The 17,518-nt window shown below is 72.7% G+C and carries 15 protein-coding genes and 8 tRNA genes; 11 read left to right on the top strand and 12 right to left on the bottom strand.

All coding sequences use genetic code 11. The features are described from left to right. Window positions 1-5: 5 nt before the first annotated feature. From ACWDD9_RS05625 to ACWDD9_RS05600, 6 genes are all read right to left on the bottom strand, one after another. Window positions 6-77 (bottom strand) — tRNA-Val (locus ACWDD9_RS05625). A gap of 41 nt (window positions 78-118) precedes the next feature. Then, window positions 119-190: transfer RNA gene (locus ACWDD9_RS05620), tRNA-Val, on the bottom strand. Between the two features lie 44 nt (window positions 191-234). After that, window positions 235-306 (bottom strand) — tRNA-Val (locus tag ACWDD9_RS05615). A gap of 40 nt (window positions 307-346) precedes the next feature. Then, window positions 347-418: transfer RNA gene (locus ACWDD9_RS05610), tRNA-Val, on the bottom strand. A gap of 34 nt (window positions 419-452) precedes the next feature. Further along, window positions 453-526: transfer RNA gene (locus tag ACWDD9_RS05605), tRNA-Cys, on the bottom strand. Between the two features lie 40 nt (window positions 527-566). Continuing rightward, window positions 567-639: transfer RNA gene (locus ACWDD9_RS05600), tRNA-Gly, on the bottom strand. 320 nt (window positions 640-959) lie between these two features. Here ACWDD9_RS05600 and ACWDD9_RS05595 point away from each other — a divergent pair. The 3 genes from ACWDD9_RS05595 to ACWDD9_RS05585 all read left to right on the top strand — a co-directional run bounded on the left by ACWDD9_RS05595 (window position 960) and on the right by ACWDD9_RS05585 (window position 3,816). Beyond that, window positions 960-2,045 carry a chorismate-binding protein gene (locus ACWDD9_RS05595; RefSeq protein WP_049656197.1) on the top strand — a complete coding sequence of 362 codons (1,086 nt, stop codon included), beginning with the start codon at window positions 960-962 and terminating at the stop codon, window positions 2,043-2,045. 27 nt (window positions 2,046-2,072) lie between these two features. After that, entirely contained in the window at window positions 2,073-2,903 is an 831-nt protein-coding gene (locus ACWDD9_RS05590; RefSeq protein WP_387966759.1) for an aminotransferase class IV, read from the top strand. A 64-nt stretch (window positions 2,904-2,967) separates the two neighbouring features. After that, window positions 2,968-3,816, top strand: a complete 849-nt coding sequence (locus tag ACWDD9_RS05585; RefSeq protein ID WP_449810858.1) for a GNAT family N-acetyltransferase — start codon at window positions 2,968-2,970, stop codon at window positions 3,814-3,816. Window positions 3,817-3,828: 12 nt separating this feature from the next. Here the strand turns inward: ACWDD9_RS05585 and ACWDD9_RS05580 are convergent, their stop codons facing one another. After that, window positions 3,829-4,329 (bottom strand): DsbA family protein, encoded by a 501-nt coding sequence (locus tag ACWDD9_RS05580; RefSeq protein WP_117487168.1) that lies wholly within the window; start codon window positions 4,327-4,329, stop codon window positions 3,829-3,831. Window positions 4,330-4,439: 110 nt separating this feature from the next. Between ACWDD9_RS05580 and ACWDD9_RS05575 the strand changes: the two genes are divergently transcribed. Further along, the gene (locus ACWDD9_RS05575) at window positions 4,440-4,904 is read left to right on the top strand and encodes a hypothetical protein (RefSeq protein ID WP_449810857.1); all 465 of its coding nucleotides are present in this window, start codon (window positions 4,440-4,442) and stop codon (window positions 4,902-4,904) included. A gap of 50 nt (window positions 4,905-4,954) precedes the next feature. Here the strand turns inward: ACWDD9_RS05575 and ACWDD9_RS05570 are convergent, their stop codons facing one another. Further along, window positions 4,955-5,524, bottom strand: a complete 570-nt coding sequence (locus ACWDD9_RS05570; RefSeq protein WP_049656188.1) for a CGNR zinc finger domain-containing protein — start codon at window positions 5,522-5,524, stop codon at window positions 4,955-4,957. A gap of 417 nt (window positions 5,525-5,941) precedes the next feature. Next, on the bottom strand, window positions 5,942-6,355 hold the full coding sequence (locus tag ACWDD9_RS05565) for an SsgA family sporulation/cell division regulator (protein ID WP_030056266.1): 414 nt from the start codon (window positions 6,353-6,355) through the stop codon (window positions 5,942-5,944). A 614-nt stretch (window positions 6,356-6,969) separates the two neighbouring features. Here ACWDD9_RS05565 and ACWDD9_RS05560 point away from each other — a divergent pair. Together ACWDD9_RS05560 and ACWDD9_RS05555 are read left to right on the top strand one after the other, a co-directional pair. Continuing rightward, a tRNA-Val gene (locus ACWDD9_RS05560) sits at window positions 6,970-7,041 on the top strand. A 209-nt stretch (window positions 7,042-7,250) separates the two neighbouring features. Continuing rightward, window positions 7,251-7,322, top strand: a tRNA-Val gene (locus tag ACWDD9_RS05555). An 81-nt stretch (window positions 7,323-7,403) separates the two neighbouring features. Here the strand turns inward: ACWDD9_RS05555 and ACWDD9_RS05550 are convergent. After that, entirely contained in the window at window positions 7,404-8,171 is a 768-nt protein-coding gene (locus ACWDD9_RS05550) for an exonuclease domain-containing protein (RefSeq protein WP_074002368.1), read from the bottom strand. 167 nt (window positions 8,172-8,338) lie between these two features. Here ACWDD9_RS05550 and ACWDD9_RS05545 point away from each other — a divergent pair, with 167 nt between their 5' ends. The 4 genes from ACWDD9_RS05545 to ACWDD9_RS05530 all read left to right on the top strand — a co-directional run bounded on the left by ACWDD9_RS05545 (window position 8,339) and on the right by ACWDD9_RS05530 (window position 12,864). Beyond that, window positions 8,339-8,893, top strand: a complete 555-nt coding sequence (locus ACWDD9_RS05545) for a DUF4365 domain-containing protein (RefSeq protein ID WP_049651441.1) — start codon at window positions 8,339-8,341, stop codon at window positions 8,891-8,893. A gap of 32 nt (window positions 8,894-8,925) precedes the next feature. Then, complete coding sequence (locus ACWDD9_RS05540; RefSeq protein ID WP_449810856.1) at window positions 8,926-10,089, top strand: hypothetical protein; 1,164 nt, start codon at window positions 8,926-8,928, stop codon at window positions 10,087-10,089. A gap of 88 nt (window positions 10,090-10,177) precedes the next feature. Next, window positions 10,178-12,157, top strand: coding sequence for a threonine--tRNA ligase (gene thrS, locus ACWDD9_RS05535; RefSeq protein WP_375876753.1), 1,980 nt, complete (start codon window positions 10,178-10,180; stop codon window positions 12,155-12,157). Window positions 12,158-12,303: 146 nt separating this feature from the next. Continuing rightward, a complete protein-coding gene (locus ACWDD9_RS05530) occupies window positions 12,304-12,864 on the top strand; it encodes an HIT family protein (protein ID WP_049651438.1) in 561 nt (186 codons plus the stop codon). A 67-nt stretch (window positions 12,865-12,931) separates the two neighbouring features. On the opposite strand, the gene ACWDD9_RS05525 is transcribed toward ACWDD9_RS05530, so the two are convergent. Continuing rightward, complete coding sequence (locus ACWDD9_RS05525; protein ID WP_079272097.1) at window positions 12,932-14,578, bottom strand: hypothetical protein; 1,647 nt, start codon at window positions 14,576-14,578, stop codon at window positions 12,932-12,934. Window positions 14,579-14,773: 195 nt separating this feature from the next. Between ACWDD9_RS05525 and ACWDD9_RS05520 the strand changes: the two genes are divergently transcribed. Next, a complete protein-coding gene (locus tag ACWDD9_RS05520; protein ID WP_449810855.1) occupies window positions 14,774-15,199 on the top strand; it encodes a thiol-disulfide oxidoreductase DCC family protein in 426 nt (141 codons plus the stop codon). 32 nt (window positions 15,200-15,231) lie between these two features. Here the strand turns inward: ACWDD9_RS05520 and ACWDD9_RS05515 are convergent, their stop codons facing one another. Then, window positions 15,232-17,280 carry an elongation factor G-like protein EF-G2 gene (locus ACWDD9_RS05515; protein ID WP_449810854.1) on the bottom strand — a complete coding sequence of 683 codons (2,049 nt, stop codon included), beginning with the start codon at window positions 17,278-17,280 and terminating at the stop codon, window positions 15,232-15,234. Window positions 17,281-17,518: the final 238 nt, after the last annotated feature.

Genomic DNA, 17,518 nt, shown 5'->3' with positions numbered 1-17,518 from the left:
TACTGTGCGCGATACTGGGATTGAACCAGTGACCCCTACCGTGTCAAGGTAGTGCTCTCCCGCTGAGCTAATCGCGCCTGATGTGGCGGTCCTGCAGCAAGCCCCGAAGGGCCTGACGTGCGCGATACTGGGATTGAACCAGTGACCCCTACCGTGTCAAGGTAGTGCTCTCCCGCTGAGCTAATCGCGCCTGGTGCGGCGGTGTTGCAGCAGACCCCGGAGGGCCCGTTACTGTGCGCGATACTGGGATTGAACCAGTGACCCCTACCGTGTCAAGGTAGTGCTCTCCCGCTGAGCTAATCGCGCCTGATGTGGCGGTCCTGCAGCAGGCCCCGAGGGCCTGACGTGCGCGATACTGGGATTGAACCAGTGACCCCTACCGTGTCAAGGTAGTGCTCTCCCGCTGAGCTAATCGCGCGGGGAGGCCTCCCGGAAGAACCGGGAGGACCTCTTGGAGGTGGAGACGGGATTTGAACCCGTGTACACGGCTTTGCAGGCCGTTGCCTCGCCTCTCGGCCACTCCACCAGGCAACACATGAAGAACGATCTTACACTGTTCTCCATCGAGCGGACGACGAGATTCGAACTCGCGACCCTCACCTTGGCAAGGTGATGCTCTACCAACTGAGCCACGTCCGCCTGTCTCCCGGGGGGCTTCACCGCTTTTCTTCGGCTGCGCTCCCTGGCGACGTGTTGAACTCTAGCGGATTCCCGGGCCAGCTAAAAATCCGTTCCCGCAGCATGCGAGGGGATGACCGGCGAGTGCCGTCCCGTCAGCCCTCCCGGCCGACCACCGGCCACCACCTGCGCCGCTCCCGGACGATCATCCGCAGGCCACCCGGCGCACACCCGCACGACGCACGCGGCTGCTCGTACGCGGGGGCGCGAGCCGGGCCGGGCCCACGCCCCCCGACCTACACTTCAGGCACCGCCCCCCAGCACCACCGCGCAGGAGAACCGTGTCCGGCCACCCCGCCCCCCGCACCCCGCTCGCCCGCTTCGGCGGCCGCCTCGCCACCGGACTGCGCGACGTCACCTCGGACCCGGCCGCCCTGGACTCCGCCGGCTACTGGGCCGTCGCCTACGACTTCGAGGGCCGCCTCACCTGCGCCCGCTTCGACGAGGTCCGCCCCGCCCCCGCCCCGCCCTCCGGCGCCGGCTGGCGCGGACCGGAAGCCGGCGGCTGGCACAGCTCCCTCGACCGCGCCGCCTACACCGCGGGCGTCCGCCGCATCCGCGAGCACATAGCCGCCGGCGAGGTCTACCAGGCCAACCTCTGCCGGGTGCTCTCCGCACCACTGCCCGACCCGGACCGCAGCGACGTCGACGCCCTCACCGGCCTCCTCGCCCACGGCAACCCCGCCCCCTACGCCGGCACCATCCGCCTGCCCGACCACGGCGTCGAGATCGCCACCGCCTCGCCCGAGCTCTACCTGCGCCGCACCGGCCGCACCGTCTCCTCCGGCCCGATCAAGGGCACCGGCCGCACCGAGGACGACCTCCTCGACAAGGACCACGCCGAGAACGTGATGATCGTCGACCTGGTCCGCAACGACCTCGGCCGGGTCTGCGGGACCGGCACCGTCACCGTCCCCGACCTCTGCGCCGTCGAGAAGCACCCCGGCCTGGTCCACCTCGTCTCCACCGTCGAGGGCACCCTGCGCGAGGGCGCCGGCTGGCCCGAACTCCTCGCCGCCACCTTCCCGCCCGGCTCCGTCACCGGCGCCCCCAAGTCCAGCGCCCTGCGGATCATCGACGCACTGGAGACCGCCCCCCGCGGCCCGTACTGCGGCGCCGTCGGCTGGGTCGACGCCGACCGCGGCGAGGCCGAACTCGCCGTCGGCATCCGCACCTTCTGGATCGACCGGACGGACCCCGCCGCACCCGTCCTGCGCTTCGGCACCGGCGCCGGCATCACCTGGGGCTCCGACCCCGAACGCGAATGGGCCGAAACCGAACTGAAGGCAGCCCGCCTGGTCGCGATAGCGTCGGGCGGCGAACCCGGTGGCGAGTCCGGCAGCGGATCCGACCCGACCGGGGCCTGAGCCCCCACCGCCTAGGAGCAGCACCCGATGCACAACCGCACCACGAGCTGGGTCAACGGGGCCCTCGTCGACTCCGCCGACGCGACCGTCTCGGTCCTCGACCACGGCCTCACCACCGGCGACGGCGTCTTCGAGACCCTGAAGACGGTCGACGGCCGGGCCTTCGCGGTCACCCGCCACCTCGACCGGCTCACCCGCTCCGCCCGCGGCCTCGGCCTGGCCGACCCCGACCACGACCTGGTCCGCGAGGCCTGCGCCCAGGTCCTCGCCGCCAACCCCGCACCGCTCGGCCGGCTGCGCATCACCTACACCGGCGGCAACGGCCCACTCAGCTCCGAGCGCGGCACCACCGGCCCCACCCTGGTCGTCGCCCTCAGCGCGATCGGCCACCGCCCCGACGAGACCGCCGTCGCCGTCGTCCCCTGGCGCCGCAACGAGCACAGCGCCGTCGCCGGCCTCAAGACCACCTCGTACGCCGAGAACGTCGTCGCCCTGGCCGCCGCCCACCGCGCCGGCGCCTCCGAGGCCCTGTTCGCCAACACCGCCGGCCTGCTCTGCGAGGGCACCGGCTCCAACGTCTTCGTGGTCCTCGGCGGCCGCCTGCTCACCCCCGCCCTCGCCTCCGGCTGCCTGGCCGGCATCACCCGGCGGCTCGTCATCGACTGGTGCGGCGCCGAGGAGGCCGACCTCCCGCTCACCGCCCTCCAGGACGCCGAGGAGGTCTTCCTGACCTCCACCACCCGCGACGTCCAGGCCGTCACCCGGGTCGACGACCGCGAACTGCCCGGCATCGGCCCCGTCACCGCCAAGGCCATGGCCGTCTTCGCCGAGCGCAGCGGCGACGACCTCGACCCGTGATCCCCGGCCGGGGAGCAGGCCGACCGCGTGGATAACCTCCCCCGCAACGGGAAGGGACCACCACATGACCACCACGCTGCGCCCCGAGGGCCCGGAGACACCCACCGCGGCCGGCGGCCGCACCAGACGCTGGCTGATCCTCTCGAACGGCCGCCCGGTCGGCGCGGTGCGCACCACCGCCGACCCGCAGGGCGGTCAACTCTTCGGGAGAATATCCGAGTTGGAAGTCACCGAGGGCCGCGGCCGGGGCCGCGGCACCTTCGGCGGGCTGGCCGCCGAGGAGGTGCTGCGCACCTGGGGCTGCACCCGGGTCGACGTCGCCGTCCCGGAGTCGGCCGCGGCGGCCCGGGGGCTCGCCGCGACCCTCGGCTACACCGAGCGGGCCCTGGCCATGTCCAAGCCGCTGGTCGACGTCCCCGAGCTGCCCGCCGGGCTGAGCGCGCGCCCCTTCGACGACCCGGCCGAACTCCGGGCCTGGTACGAGGAGTCCGCGGACGACTACGTCCGCATGATGGTCGGTTCCGGACTCACCGAGGAACAGGCCCGCGCCCGCATGGCCGCCGGGCCGCAGAGCCCGCCCCCGCCGGACCCGGAGGCCCCCGGCATGGTCGTGCGCCGCCTGTACGGCGCCGACGGCGGGGAAGACCCGTACGGCCTGCTCTGGCTGCAGCCGCGCCTGCGCGACCAGCCGGACGGCGAACCGCTCGCCTGGGTGATGAAGGTCGAGGTGTCCCCGGCCCATCAGGGCCAGGGACACGGACGCACACTGATGCTGCTCGCCGAACGCGAGTGCCTGGCCGCCGGGGTGCGGCACCTCGGCCTCAACGTCTTCGCCGGCAACGAGGTCGCCATCCGGCTCTACACCTCGCTCGGCTACCGGGTCACCGAGCGCGTCTACGGCAAGCAGCTGTGACCGGGCGTGCGGTCAGGAGGACTTCGCCGCCTCGAGGACGGCCACGATCCGCTCGCGCAGCCCGTCCTGGCTCTGCCCGCCGTCGAGGCGCTTCCCGCCGATCACGTACGTCGGCGTGCCCGTGACCCCGATCGCCTTGCCCTCGGCCTGGTCGGCGTCGACGGTCAGCATGTGCCGGCCGTCGACCAGCGCGGTGTCGACCTCCTCGACGTCGGCCCCGACCTCCCGGGCCACCTCCAGCAGCACCTGCTGCCCGCGCGCGTCCAGCTCCGCGGTGCGGGCCAGCAGGGCCTCCACGAAGGGCCAGCCCAGCCCCTGCGCGAACGCCTCCTCGGCCGCCTCCGCGGCGGCGTAGGCGTGCTTGTGCTTCTCCAGCGGGAAGTGCCGCACCTCCAGCGGCAGCGCGTCGCCGTACTGCGCGCGCAGCGCCCGTACGTCGTCCAGCGCGGTGTGGCAGTCCGGGCACTGGAGGTCGCACCAGAACTCGAGGCGGGGGAGGGAACCATCGATCATTCCCTCAGTGTTCCACTAGTGGGCGCCCGCTCCGGCCGGAGGTGCGCCCGAGGGCGGACCGAGAGGAAGGCACCGATGACCAGGACGACCGGACACGAAGGAGCGGCCCCGTGCTGAGCGCGGCGATCAGCTTCATCCTCACGGCGGGCGGAGTGGCCTTCGCGGGGCTGCGGGCCTACCGGCGGCGCTTCCTGTCGGCGACCCGCTGGTTCGCGGTGGCCCTGCTGCCCGCCGGGCTCTACCTCACCGGCCTGTTCCCGCTGGCGAGCACGATCGCCCGGGAGTTCGCCGACTGGGCGACCAGGCTGGTCTTCGACCCGCGGGTCTGGACCGGCATCGCCCTGCTCGGCGTCTCCGCGGTCCTGCTGGTCACCACCCGCTGGGTGGGCCGCCGGGGCGGTACGGCGGTGGAGAGCACCCCGGAGCGCCCGGCCGCGGCCGGCCCGGCGCCCGAGCGCCCGGCGGTGGCGGCGCCGACCCCCAAGGCCGCGAAGAAGCCGGCCGCGGGCAAGCGGGAGGACGGCCTCGGCGACTTCGCCGACATCGAGGAGATCCTCCGCAAGCGCGGGATCTGAGCGGGACGGGTGGATCCGGCGGACCGGGCGGACCGAGCGGACCCGGGCGGTCAGGCGGAGGGAACGGCCTCCGCCGACCGCTGCCGCGCCCGGTAGGCGGCGACGTGCAGCCGGTTGCCGCAGGTACGGCTGTCGCAGTAGCGCCGCGAGCGGTTCCGGGAGAGGTCCACGAAGACCCGCGCGCAGTCCGGCGCCTCGCAGCGGCGCAGCCGCTCCCGCTCGCCCGCCATGAGGATGAAGGCCAGCGCCATGCCCAGCTCGGCCGCCAGGTGGTCGCCGAGCGCGGCGTGCGGCGCGAAGTAGTGGATGTGCCAGTCGTGGCCGTCGTGGTTGGTCAGCCGGGGCGTCGTCCCGGCGGCCGCGACCATCGAGTTGACCAGCTCGGCGGCCTCCGCGGTGGACTCCGTCGCGAACACCTCGCGCAGCCGGGTGCGCAGCTCGTGCACCCGCCGCAGGTCGTCCTCGGTCAGCGAGTCGATCTCGCTGATCTCCTGGCGGACCACGAAGGCGTCCAGTGCGGCGACGTCCGGCAGCCGCTCGGCGCCGCACACCTCGGGCGCGGTGTTGAGCAGCTCCACGAGGAGGCTCAGCGCGCACTCGGTGTCATGGGTGATCAGCACGTTGGGGGCTCCTCGCGCAGGGGGACTCCGATACCCCGCGTCCGCGGTTACCCCAGACCATACCGGGCCTCGTACCGGTAGGGCGGTGCCTTCTTTCGAAGATGTGTGCGCAGTCCGGCAAGGCGTCCGAAACCGGACACCGCCCGGGCCGGACGGCCCCCGGGGCACCGTCCGTAGGGCCGCCGGAAGACGTCGGCGCCCGGCACCGAGGCCGGCCACCCGTGAGGATGACCGGCCTCGGTGCCGGGCGCCTGCGGTGCTGGGGCCCGCTCCGGTGGGAGCGGGACCGCCTCACCGGCCCCGAGACCGCGTCGTGCGCGGCTGAGTCCGCTGCCGTGCCCCCGAGTAGGACGGCTGCGATGGCGGCAGGCGGTATGGCCCCGCCGACAGCGGGGCGTGACCGCCCTCCGGACGGGGTCAGCTTTCGGCGAGGATGTGGGACAGCTCCCGGTCGAGGTCGAAGTGACGGTGTTCGGTGCCGGGGGGCACCGCGGCGTCCGTCCGCTTGAGGAACGACTCAAGCGCTCGGGCCGGGGCCTCCAGCAGGGCTTCTCCTTCCGGAGAGCTCAGTGCGATGCAGACCACCCCTTGCCCGTGACTGCGGGACGGCCACACCCGGACGTCGCCGGTACCGGTGGGTCGGTGCAGCCCCTCCGCGAGGAGATCTCGGGCGAACACCCACTCCACGGTCTCGTCGGCGCCCGTGTGGAACGTGGCGTGCACGGCGTAGGGGTCGGCGGTGTCATAGCGCAGGCCCGCGGGGACGGGCAGTGAGGACTCGCTGGACACGATGAGGCGCAGGTGCAGCTCGCAGCTGACCGTGGTGTTCATAAGCGCCATGGCCTTTCGCTCAGTGTGCGCTCGGGGAATCGCACGTCGGCGAACGGACCATCCCACCCCCAAGACCGATGTAAACCCCTCTGTCCCGATTCGGGCGCGAGTCGTACCCCTTACGGCGCATTGCGGAATCGCCCCGCAGCGGCCGGGCCGGGCATTACCCGGGCGCTACTTGGTTAGTTTCCTGGCATGACTGTGCGAAACGACAAGAGGCGCGGGAACACGGGAACGGGTGAAGCGGCTGTGGCGGTTGACGCAGTCGTCGACGGCGGACGGGCGACCGGTTGACGGGCCCCGGCCGGCGTCCGCCGCACCCGGTCCGGCGGGTGGTGATCTCCCTGGCCGGCCCCGCGGGGGTGCGCTCGGACCGGTCGCGCCGCCGCCCGGCTGGTGATCTTCCTGGGTGTGGGGCCCGACCGACCGGGCCCGGCCCCGCACCGGATCCGCCGCGAGGTCACGGAGGCCGCCCGGCGGGCCGTGACCCGCGGGTGCGCCGCCGCGAACCGGGGCGGCCGGACGGGAGCCCGGGGGGCGACCGGGAGCGGGGTCGCGGGCCGGGAGGGTGGTCGGAGCACCCTCCGGGATGCGGTAATGTTTTCTCTGCACCCGGGCGATTAGCTCAGCGGGAGAGCACTTCGTTCACACCGAAGGGGTCACTGGTTCGATCCCAGTATCGCCCACCGGAATGCACAGTGATACGTGAGGCCCAGCCGATTATCGGCTGGGCCTCACGTGTATTTCCGGAATCCGCCCGAAGAGCCGCCGGTAATCGCCTGAGGCACAGTCATCTTCCGCGTGGGGCGCGAGTTCTGCGGAGGTGTCGGCAGTACCTGGAACGGGCGAGTTGTACGACCGGCCCCGAATGGTGCTACAGTTCTTCTCGTTGCCCGGGCGATTAGCTCAGCGGGAGAGCACTTCGTTCACACCGAAGGGGTCACTGGTTCGATCCCAGTATCGCCCACCCGGACAGCACGCAGGCCCTGACCAGGAAACAGGTCAGGGCCTGCGGCGCGTTCGGGCCCGGGATACCGGGGCCGCCCGTCTACGCCGCCGCCTCGCAGCCGTGCTCCGGCTCCAGCCGGCGCCCGCAGCCGCACCGGGCCGGCCGCAGCGGCCAGGACAGGTCCACCCGCTCCGCCTTCCCCGAGCGGTCGAACCAGTTCTGCAGCCCCCGCGCCTGCGCCGCGTGCCAGACCGCCTGCCGCAGGTGCAGCTCCGCCGCCGACAGTCCGCCCAGCGCCGCCGGGTAGCGGGCGCCGATCCGCCGGGTCAGCGCCAGCGCCGCCGCCGCGTCCGCCGCCGCGTCGTGCGCCCCGGCCAGCTCCACGCCGTAGTGGGCGCACAGGTCGGTCAGCGTCCGGCGGCCCTTGCGGTAGCGGTCCACGTGCTTGTCCAGCACCCGCGGATCCAGCACCACCAGCCCGGCCGCCGCCGGCCCCCCGGCCAGCGTCAGCCCGTGATGACGGCGCAGCTCCCGGTCCAGCAGCGTCAGGTCGTAGGGCGCGTTCATCACCACCACCGGATGCCCGGCCAGCGCCTCGGCCGCCAGCGCGTGGGCGACCTCCGCCACCACCGCGCGGGCCGGACGCCCGTGGGCGCGCACCCGCTCGTCGGTGATGCCGTGCACCGCGCGGGCGCCGTCCGGGATCGGAACCCCCGGATCGGCGAGCCAGGTGGTGGTCCGCGCCGGTGCGCCCGGCGCGAGCTGGACGACCAGGGCGGCGGAGACGATCCGGTCGTTCTCCACGTCCACGCCGGTCGTCTCGGTGTCGAAGGAGGCGAGCGGGCCGGTGTACCAGTGCTGCTGCATGACTGCCCCTCAGACGAGCGTTGCGCCCGGTTGATACCCGGTTCTGACGCCCCTTCAACCCGTTTGGCCCAAGCCCGACCGGGGATCCTGCCCATGACTGTCCCGATCGAATCGACCGACCCGTCCGGACACCGGGACGGGCCCGAGCCGGGGGAGGCCACGGGGCGATGGCACTGACCCAGCCGCAGCCCGAGGAGGCGGCGGCCGCACCGCGGGGGAACCTCGCGGTCACCGCCTGCATGGAGACGTTGCAGGTCGGCTACCTGCACGCGGTTGCCGCCGCGGCCGGCTGCTCGCTCTCCCAGCCGTTCCCGGACAACGGCATCGACTGGCACGTCAGCCACGGCTCCCGGGCGCACGAGGTGGACGACGAGGTCACCGTCAAGATCCAGCTCAAGGCCACCCAGCAGGTCGCGCCCGACCCGGCCGGACCGTTCTTCAGCTTCACCCTGGACAACGACCACCTGCGCAAGCTCGCCCGGCCCCGGGTCGCCGTACCGCGGATCCTGGTCGTGATGCTGCTCCCGCGCCGGGTCGACCACTGGCTGCGGGCCCGCCCGGACGCCTTGGAACTGCGGCACTGCTGCTACTGGGTCAACCTCGCCGGCCACCCCGTCACCGGGCAGCGGCGCACCAACGTCCGGGTGCCCACCGACAAGGTCTTCGACGACCGCGCGCTCTGCGACATCATGGCCCGGATCGGCGCGGGCGGCAGCCCGTGACGGCCCGGCCGCGGCAGGGAGGAACCGGACCCATGACACCGCCGTACCCACCGGGCGAGCCGGCCCGGCCCCTGCCCGACCCGGCCGCCGTCGACCCCGCCGTGCTGGCCACCCTGCTCGCCCGGCACGGCTGGGTCCGCCGCGGCGGACCGGCCGCCCGGTACGGACGCTGGACCCCGCCCGACGAGGAGCCCGGCACCAGCCTGCTCGTCCCGGCCGGGGACGGCTTCGACGACGCCGTCGAGCTCCTCACCGACGCCGTCGCCGCGCTCTCCCGCGCCCGCACCCCCTCCGCCCGCTCGATCCTGCTCGCCCTCGCCGTCCCCGGCGACGAACTGCGCTGGCACCGCGAGCCGCCCGGCCCCGCCGGGACCGTCTCCTGGGACGAGGCCGAGCGGCTCAGAGGGGCGGCCCGAGGGATGCTCGCCGCCGGCGCCAAGGCCGCCCGCACCAGGGCCGGCTACTTCGGAGCCCGGCTGGACGGCCTCGCCGGGGACTATCTGGACCGCGTCCTGCTGGTCGAACAGGGCGCCGCCCTCACCGCGTACACCCCCGCTCCCGAGGGCCGCGCCGCCGTCACCACCCTGGTCCGGGCCCTGGAGGCGCTGCGCGACGCGGTCGACTACCGGCGGGTCAGCGGCGGGCCCGAGGCCTTCGGGAACGCCGTCCGGGCCGGGGTCAGCCGCGAGCTCGTCCGGTCCGTCGAGGACCTGGTGCGCGACGCCACGGCCGCCCGGCTCAGTGTCGCCTGGTCACCCGCCGCCGGGACGCCGGGCGGCTTCGGCGACCGCCGGATCGACCTCGACTTCTCGCCCGGCGACCTGCCCGCCCTGGCGGAGGCCGCCGACCTGCTGGAACGGACCGAACCCGCGATCGCCGTCACCGTGCTCGGCGTGGTCACCCGGCTCAAGCGCGCCGACCCGGCCGGACCGGGCTCGGTACGGCTCCGGGTGCTGACCGGCGCCGACGTCCGGGAGCTCAAGCTCCGCCTGCCCGACCCCGACTACCGGCTCGCCGCCGAGGCCCACCTCGCGGGCCTGCCCGTCCGGGTCTCCGGCCGGCTGGACCGGCACGACGGTTTCCGCCGGCTCGTCCGCCCGCACGGGCTGGAGCTCCGCGGCTGGGAGGACGGGGACCGCGAGCGGCTGCTGAAGTCGCTCGGAGAGAAGGCGGAGGAAGGGGGAGAAGGGGCGTAGGTGGACGGCAGGGGCGGCGCTCTCGGTACCATCGTCACGCGCAGCGCAGTGTTGCGTCCTCTGAAATCCAGCACGTCAGGAGAGACCGGTGACGGACGTCCGGGTAATCATCAGCCGCGAACCCGATCGGGAAGAGCGCGTGGTGACGACGGGCACCACGGCCGCCGAGCTCTTCGCCGACGACCGCTCGATCATCGCCGCCCGCGTCGGCGGCCAGCTCAAGGACCTCGCCTACGCCGTCCAGGACGGCGACGAGGTCGAGCCGGTCGAGATCGGCAGCAAGGACGGCCTCGACATCCTGCGCCACTCCACCGCGCACGTCATGGCCCAGGCCGTGCAGCAGCTCTACCCCGAGGCCAAGCTCGGCATCGGCCCGCCGGTCAAGGACGGCTTCTACTACGACTTCGACGTCGAGAAGCCCTTCCACCCCGATGACCTCAAGGCCATCGAGAAGCGCATGCAGGAGATCATCAAGCGCGGGCAGAAGTTCTCCCGCCGCGTGGTCACCGACGAGGCCGCCGCCGAGGAGCTGGCCGCCGAGCCGTACAAGCTGGAGCTGATCGGCCTCAAGGGCTCCGCCGCCACCGCCGGCGAGGGCGCCGACGTCGAGGTGGGCGCCGGCGAGCTCACCATCTACGACAACCTGGACGCCAAGACCGGCGAGCAGTGCTGGGGCGACCTCTGCCGCGGCCCGCACCTGCCCAGCACCCGCCACATCCCGGCGTTCAAGCTGATGCGCAACGCGGCCGCCTACTGGCGCGGCAGCGAGAAAAACCCGATGCTCCAGCGCATCTACGGGACCGCCTGGCCGACCAAGGACGAGCTCAAGGCCCACCTCGACTTCCTCGTCGAGGCCGAGAAGCGCGACCACCGCAAGCTCGGCAACGAGCTCGACCTCTTCTCCATCCCCGAGGAGATCGGCTCCGGCCTCGCCGTCTTCCACCCCAAGGGCGGCATCATCCGCCGGGCCATGGAGGACTACTCGCGCAAGCGGCACGAGGAGGAGGGCTACGAGTTCGTCTACACCCCGCACGCCACCAAGGGGAAGCTCTTCGAGAAGAGCGGCCACCTCGACTGGTACGCGGACGGTATGTACCCGCCCATGCAGCTCGACGAGGGCGTGGACTACTACCTCAAGCCGATGAACTGCCCGATGCACAACCTGATCTTCGACGCGCGCGGCCGCTCGTACCGTGAACTGCCGCTGCGCCTCTTCGAGTTCGGGACGGTGTACCGCTACGAGAAGTCCGGCGTCGTGCACGGCCTGACCCGGGCCCGCGGCTTCACGCAGGACGACGCGCACATCTACTGCACCCGCGAGCAGATGGCGGAGGAGCTCGACTCCACGCTGACCTTCGTGCTCAACCTGCTCCGCGACTACGGTCTGACCGACTTCTACCTGGAGCTGTCGACCAAGGACCCGGAGAAGTACGTCGGGACGGATGAGGCCTGGGAGGAGGCCACCGCCGTCCTGGCGAGCGTGGCCGAGAAGCAGGGCCTGCCGCTGGTGCCGGACCCGGGCGGCGCGGCCTTCTACGGCCCGAAGATCTCGGTGCAGGCGCGGGACGCCATCGGCCGGACGTGGCAGATGTCGACGATTCAGTTGGATTTCAACCTCCCCGAGCGCTTCGACCTGGAGTACACCGCCGCGGACGGCTCGCGTCAGCGGCCGGTCATGATCCACCGGGCGCTGTTCGGCAGCATCGAGCGGTTCTTCGCGGTGCTGCTGGAGCACTACGCCGGCGCCATGCCGCCGTGGCTCGCCCCGGTCACCGTCACCGGCATCCCGATCACCGACGAGCACGTGCCGTACCTGCTGGAGGTCGCGGCCGAGCTCAAGAAGCACGGGATCCGGGTCGAGGTCGACACCTCGGACGACCGCATGCAGAAGAAAATCCGCAACGCACAGAAGACCAAGACGCCGTTCATGCTGATCGCGGGCAACGACGATGTCGAGGCGGGTGCGGTGTCCTTCCGCTACCGCAACGGCGAGCAGAAGAACGGCGTGCCCCGTGACGAGGCCATCGCCGAGATCGTTGATGCTGTGGCGCGTCGTATCCAGGTGTGAGGTGGGCCCCGCCTGAGCGGGGGTAGTCCGAAGATTCGGAACGCGCACCGGAGGAAGGTGCCGTAGGCCCCGCGTTCGCGGGGTTGCGCGGGGCAGGCTCTCGATGAGTCTGCCCCGCGCGGCTTTGCAAGCCCTGTCGGGCGAATATGCTGATCAGCATGACGACTGAGCCGGAACTTCAGCGGGGCGTCGGCGAGCCGGACGGCTTCCGCCGCTTGTGGACGCCTCATCGGATGGCGTACATCCAGGGTGAGAACAAGCCCACCGGCCCGGCTCCGGACGACGGTTGTCCGTTCTGCTCGATCCCGTCGCTGAGCGACGAGGAGGGGCTGGTCATCGCCCGGGGGAGTGCCGTGTTCGCGGTGCTGAACCTGTACCCGTACAACGGCGGGCACCTGATGGTGGTCCCGTACCGGCACGTCGCCGACTACACCGACCTGGACGAGGCCGAGACGGCCGAGCTGGCGGACTTCACCAAGAAGGCGATGACGGCGCTGCGGGCGGCCTCCGGGGCGCACGGGTTCAACATCGGGATGAACCAGGGCGCGGCGGCCGGGGCCGGGATCGCGGCGCACCTGCACCAGCACGTGGTGCCGCGCTGGGGCGGGGACACCAACTTCATGCCGGTGGTCGGCCACACCAAGGTGCTGCCGCAGCTGCTGGCGGACACCCGGAAGATGCTGGCCGAGGTCTGGCCGCAGGGCTGATCCACAGCACGAGCGCAAGAGGGCCCCACCGAAGAGATCCCGGTGGGGCCCTTCCGCGTTCCGCGGGTCAGCCGGCGTTGAAGGTGTCGACGTCGTACGGGCGGGGGCTCTGCGCCTCGGACTTGATGATCGAGGTGCGGTTCTTGAAGAAGCGGTCGGCGTCCAGGTCGTGCTCCTCCAGGAACTCCAGCGTGGCCGCGTGGACGGCGGCGAGCACCGGGACGGAGGCGTTCTGGGCGTTGTCGACCATGGAGCGGTTCTCCCAGGCCCGGCCGGCCCAGATGTGCCGCAGCCCGAACGGCTCGGGCAGGCCGAGTCCGCCGCCGAGCCAGGTGAGCAGCCCGGGCATCCGGTAGAACGGGGCGCGGACGGCCTGGCGGACGACCTCGTCGTTGTCGATCAGGGGGAGCTTGACGGTGCGCTCCTCCCAGAACTTCACGGTCTTGGCGACCGACTTCTCCTTGTCCTTGGGCTTGTCGAAGAAGACGCCCTTGACCGGGCCGAGCGCGTAGCCGGACACGGTGATGTTGAGGACGTTGGCGAGCAGGGTGACGGTGACGGTGAAGGTGAGGACCAGCTTGCCGTCGTGGGTGATGAACTGGGTGGCGAGGTAGTGCCGGGGGCCGCCGGAGAAGGTCTGCTTGTCGGCGACGCTCTGGACGGCGAAGTCGCGCATCCGGTCGCCGTCCATGTCGGCGTTGCCGGGGCGGCTGATCTCGTCGGCGCCCTCGCCGATGTCGAAGACGACCCACTGCTTGATGGCGACGTTGGGCATGCCGCTGTTGGCGACGTGGCTGACGCCGAGGCCCTTCAGGTGGGAGGAGATCCGGCGGATCAGGTCCCAGGGGTGGAAGGCGCGGAAGTCGACGTGGCCCTCGGCGGGGTGGAGGGTGTCGGCGAGGCGCCATTCGCCCCAGCGGCGGCCGGCGCCGAGGATGCCCTTGGGACCGGCGTAGTGGTGGATGTTGGTCTCCTGCTCGGCGTCCAGGCGGCCGAGCTTGTCGCGCAGGTCGGCGGCCTTCTTGTCGAGGTCGTCCCGGGGGACGGCCTTGGCGACGGTGGCGGCGACGGCGCTGCCCTCGACCAGGGCCTGCCAGCGGCTGCGCAGGTCCTTGGCGGAGCGCTCGACGATCCGGCGGGCGAGGTACCAGCCGATGACCGGCGCGAGCATGGTGACGCGCAGGTAGACGCCGATGAAGCCGGTGGCCGGCGGGCGCAGGGCGAGCAGGACGGCGAGGGCGGCGGCCGCGGCGAGCACGATGCCGCCGTAGACGGCCGCGTTCTTCGGGTTGTCCCGCTTGAGCCAGGCGCGGAGCTGGAAGGCGCCGAGCCAGACGAGGGTGCCGGGGAGGAAGAGCACGCCGGTGGCGATGGAGACGGTGCTGAGCTGCCGGTCGCGGGTGTTGCGCAGTTCCTCGGCGGCCAGGCAGTGCTCGACGACCTGGCGGGTGTCGACTCCGAAGGCCGGGACGAGGGGTTTGCGGGCGCCGCCCAGGGCGCGGGAGACCAGCGCCTTGCTGAAGGCCTCGCCGAGGTTGGGGCGGAAGAGCGCGAAGCGGCCCTTCTTCGCGGTGGCGTCGGTGACGGCGCCGACGAAGCCCTGGATCTCGCCGTCGCGGTAGGCGGTCGAGGAGAGTCCCTGGGTGATGGCGGTCTGCGGCCCGGTGTCGGTCCGGGGTATCTGCGCACCCGGGGTCATGTCGAGTGTGGTCACGGTGGCGTCCCCTCCTCCCCTTGTCAGCGGCAGGTTACCGTGCCGTGGCACCCCCGCGCGGATGATCGTCTGAAGTACCGTCACCGGAGGCCTGAGGGGCATGATGCCCAGCTTCGGGCGGGTCGATGCCCGCCGTGGGAGGGATGGGGGCGGTGGGGCAGGATGGGTGGTGGGAGTGACGAAAGGGGCGCGGCCGTGAAGGATCCGGTGCTGGTCTTCGACGGGGACTGTTCGTTCTGCTCGTCCTGCGTGCGCTGGGCGGAGCGGTACCTGCGGCAGACGCTGGCCTCGGGGGGCTGGGAGGCGGTGCCGTTCCAGTTCGCGGACCTGGCGGGGCTGGACGGGCGTGCGGGCGGGCGGGGCGAGGTGTCGGCGGAGCGGGCGGAGCGCGAGGTGCTCTGGGTGACGCCGACCGGCCGGGTGTACGGGGGCGCGCAGGGGGTTGCGCGGCTGCTGATGCGCTCCGGCGGGGCGTGGGCATATCTGGGCGCGGTGTTGACGGCGGCGCCGGTGCGGCCGCTGGCGGGGGCGGTCTACCGCTGGGTGGCGCGCAACCGGCACCGGATGCCGGGGGGTACGGCGGCGTGCGCGCTGCCGGCCCGGAAGCCCGTCCGGCCGTAGACCCGTCCGGCCGTGGTCGGGCGCGGGGCCGCTCAGTCGGTGTAGCGCTCGGCCAGGGCGGCGGGCATCGGCTCGTGGCGCAGGTAGGCGCGGGAGAACTCGGCGGTGCCGTGGGTGAGCGAGCGCAGGTCGACCGGGTAGCGGACGAGTTCGAGTTCGGGGACCTCGGCGCGCAGCAGGGTGAGGCCGGTGCCGCCGGTCTCGCTGCCGAGGACGCGGCCGCGGCGGGCGGAGAGGTCGCCGAGGACGGCGCCGAGGTAGTCGTCGGGGAGCAGGACGCTGACGGCGGCGACGGGTTCGAGCAGGCGGATGACGGCGTGCTCGGCGGCGTCGCGCAGGGCGAGGGCGGCGGCGTTCTGGAAGGACGCGTCGGAGGAGTCGACGGAGTGCGCCTTGCCGTCGGTGAGGGTGACCCGGACGTCGACGAGCGGGTGGCCGGTGGCGACGCCCTTGGCGAGCTGGGCGCGGACGCCCTTCTCGACGGAGGGGATGAAGTGCTTGGGGACGGCGCCGCCGACGACGTGCTCCTGGAACTCGAAGCCGGAGCCGGCCGGGAGCGGTTCGACCTCCAGGTCGCAGATGGCGTACTGGCCGTGGCCGCCGGACTGCTTGACCAGGCGGCCGTGGCCGACGGCGGCGGTGCCGAAGGTCTCGCGCAGGGCGACCTTGGGCTCGACGGTGTCGACGTGGACGCCGTGGCGGGTGCGGAGGCGGTCGAGGACGACCTCGGCGTGGGCCTCGCCGGTGCACCAGAGGACGAGCTGGTGGGTGTCGGGGTTCTGTTCGAGGCGTAGGGCCGGGTCCTCGGCGGTGAGGCGGGCGAGGGCCTGGGAGAGCTTGTCGTCGTCGGCCTTGCTGTGGGCTTCGACGGCGATCGGGAGCAGCGGTTCGGGGAGGTTCCAGCCGTCGAGTTCGACGGGGTGGCCGGGGTCGTGGACGGTGTCGCCGGCGCGGGCGGTGGTGAGTTTGGCGGCGCAGACGAGGTCGCCGGCGACGGCGTGCGGGACGGGGCGCTGGAGTTTGCCGAAGGGGCTGGTGAGGGCGGTGACGCGTTCGTCGCCGTTCTGGTCGGCGGTGTGGGCGGTGCCGGTGAGGTGGATCCGGGTGTCGGGGCGCAGGGTGCCGGCGTAGAGGCGCAGCAGGCTGATCCGGCCGACGTAGGCGTCGCCGGTGACGCGGACGACCTGGGCGGCGAGCGGGGCGTCGGGGTCGCAGGCGGGGGCGGGGCGGGTGCGTTCGGTGGGGTCGGGGAAGGTGTGGGCGATGAGGTCGAGGAGTTCGGCGGCGCCGAGGCCGTTCTCGCTGGTGGGGACGGCGGGATGGAGGGTGCAGGAGAGGACTTCGCGGCGCAGGCCGGCTTCGAGGGAGTCGGTGTCGAGGGGGTCGCCGGAGAGGTAGCGCTCCATGAGGGTGTCGTCCTGGCCGGAGATGGCCTCGACGAGGCTGTCGTGGGCGGGGGTGGTGTCGGGGAGGGGGTCGGTGTCGCCGTAGGTGTCGCCGGTGAGGAGGTCGACGCTGCCGTCGGGGTGTCCGTCGTGGAGGACGGGCAGGAAGAGCGGGCGGAGGGTGTCCGGGCCGAGGTCGAAGGCGTCGTGGCAGGCGGTGAGGATGTCGTCGAAGCCGGTGTGGGCGAGGTCGAGTTTGGCGACGGCGATGGCGCGGGGGATGCCTTCGGCGGCGCATTCGCGCCACAGGGCGCGGGTGGGGGCGGTGACCGGGTCGGTGGCGGAGACGACGAAGACGGCGGCGTCGGCGGCGTGCAGGGCGGCGCGCAGGTCGGCGGTGAAGTCGGGGTGGCCGGGCGGGTCGATCAGGTTGATCTTGACGCCCTTCCATTCGAGGGGGAGGAGCGCGAGCTGGACGGAGCGCTGCTGCTGGTGCTCGATGTCCTCGTGGTCGGAGACGGTGGTGCCGTCGGTGACGCGGCCGGCCCGGCCGGTGGCGCCGGAGGCGAGGGCGAGGGATTCGGCGAGGGTGGTCTTGCCCACACCGCTGGGGCCGATGAGGACGACGTTGCGCAGGTCCTTCGGGCCGTTGACGGGGGGTGCCTGGCCGGCTCGTGCCGTGCTGCGGTCGGGCATCGGGGTCTCCTCCCGTGGCGCCGAGGCTGTCTTTGGCAGTCTAGGGTCGGGTTCTGCGGGGCGCGTGTCGTAGGGGCCGGTCGGTGACGGTCCGTGTGTGGGTGGTGGCGGGGGTGCCGACCCGGCGGTGCGTGCGCCGGAGCGTGTCTCCGGCGTGGCTACGATGGGTGGGCCGGACGGGCTGATCCGCCCGGCCGTCTGCCGCGCGTTCCGCGCCAGGCGGTATCTGGGAGATCGG

This window comes from Kitasatospora sp. NPDC001119 (genome assembly GCF_053598475.1).
Note: the sequence above shows the minus strand (reverse complement) of the source record. Positions and strands in the feature narration are given on the sequence as shown.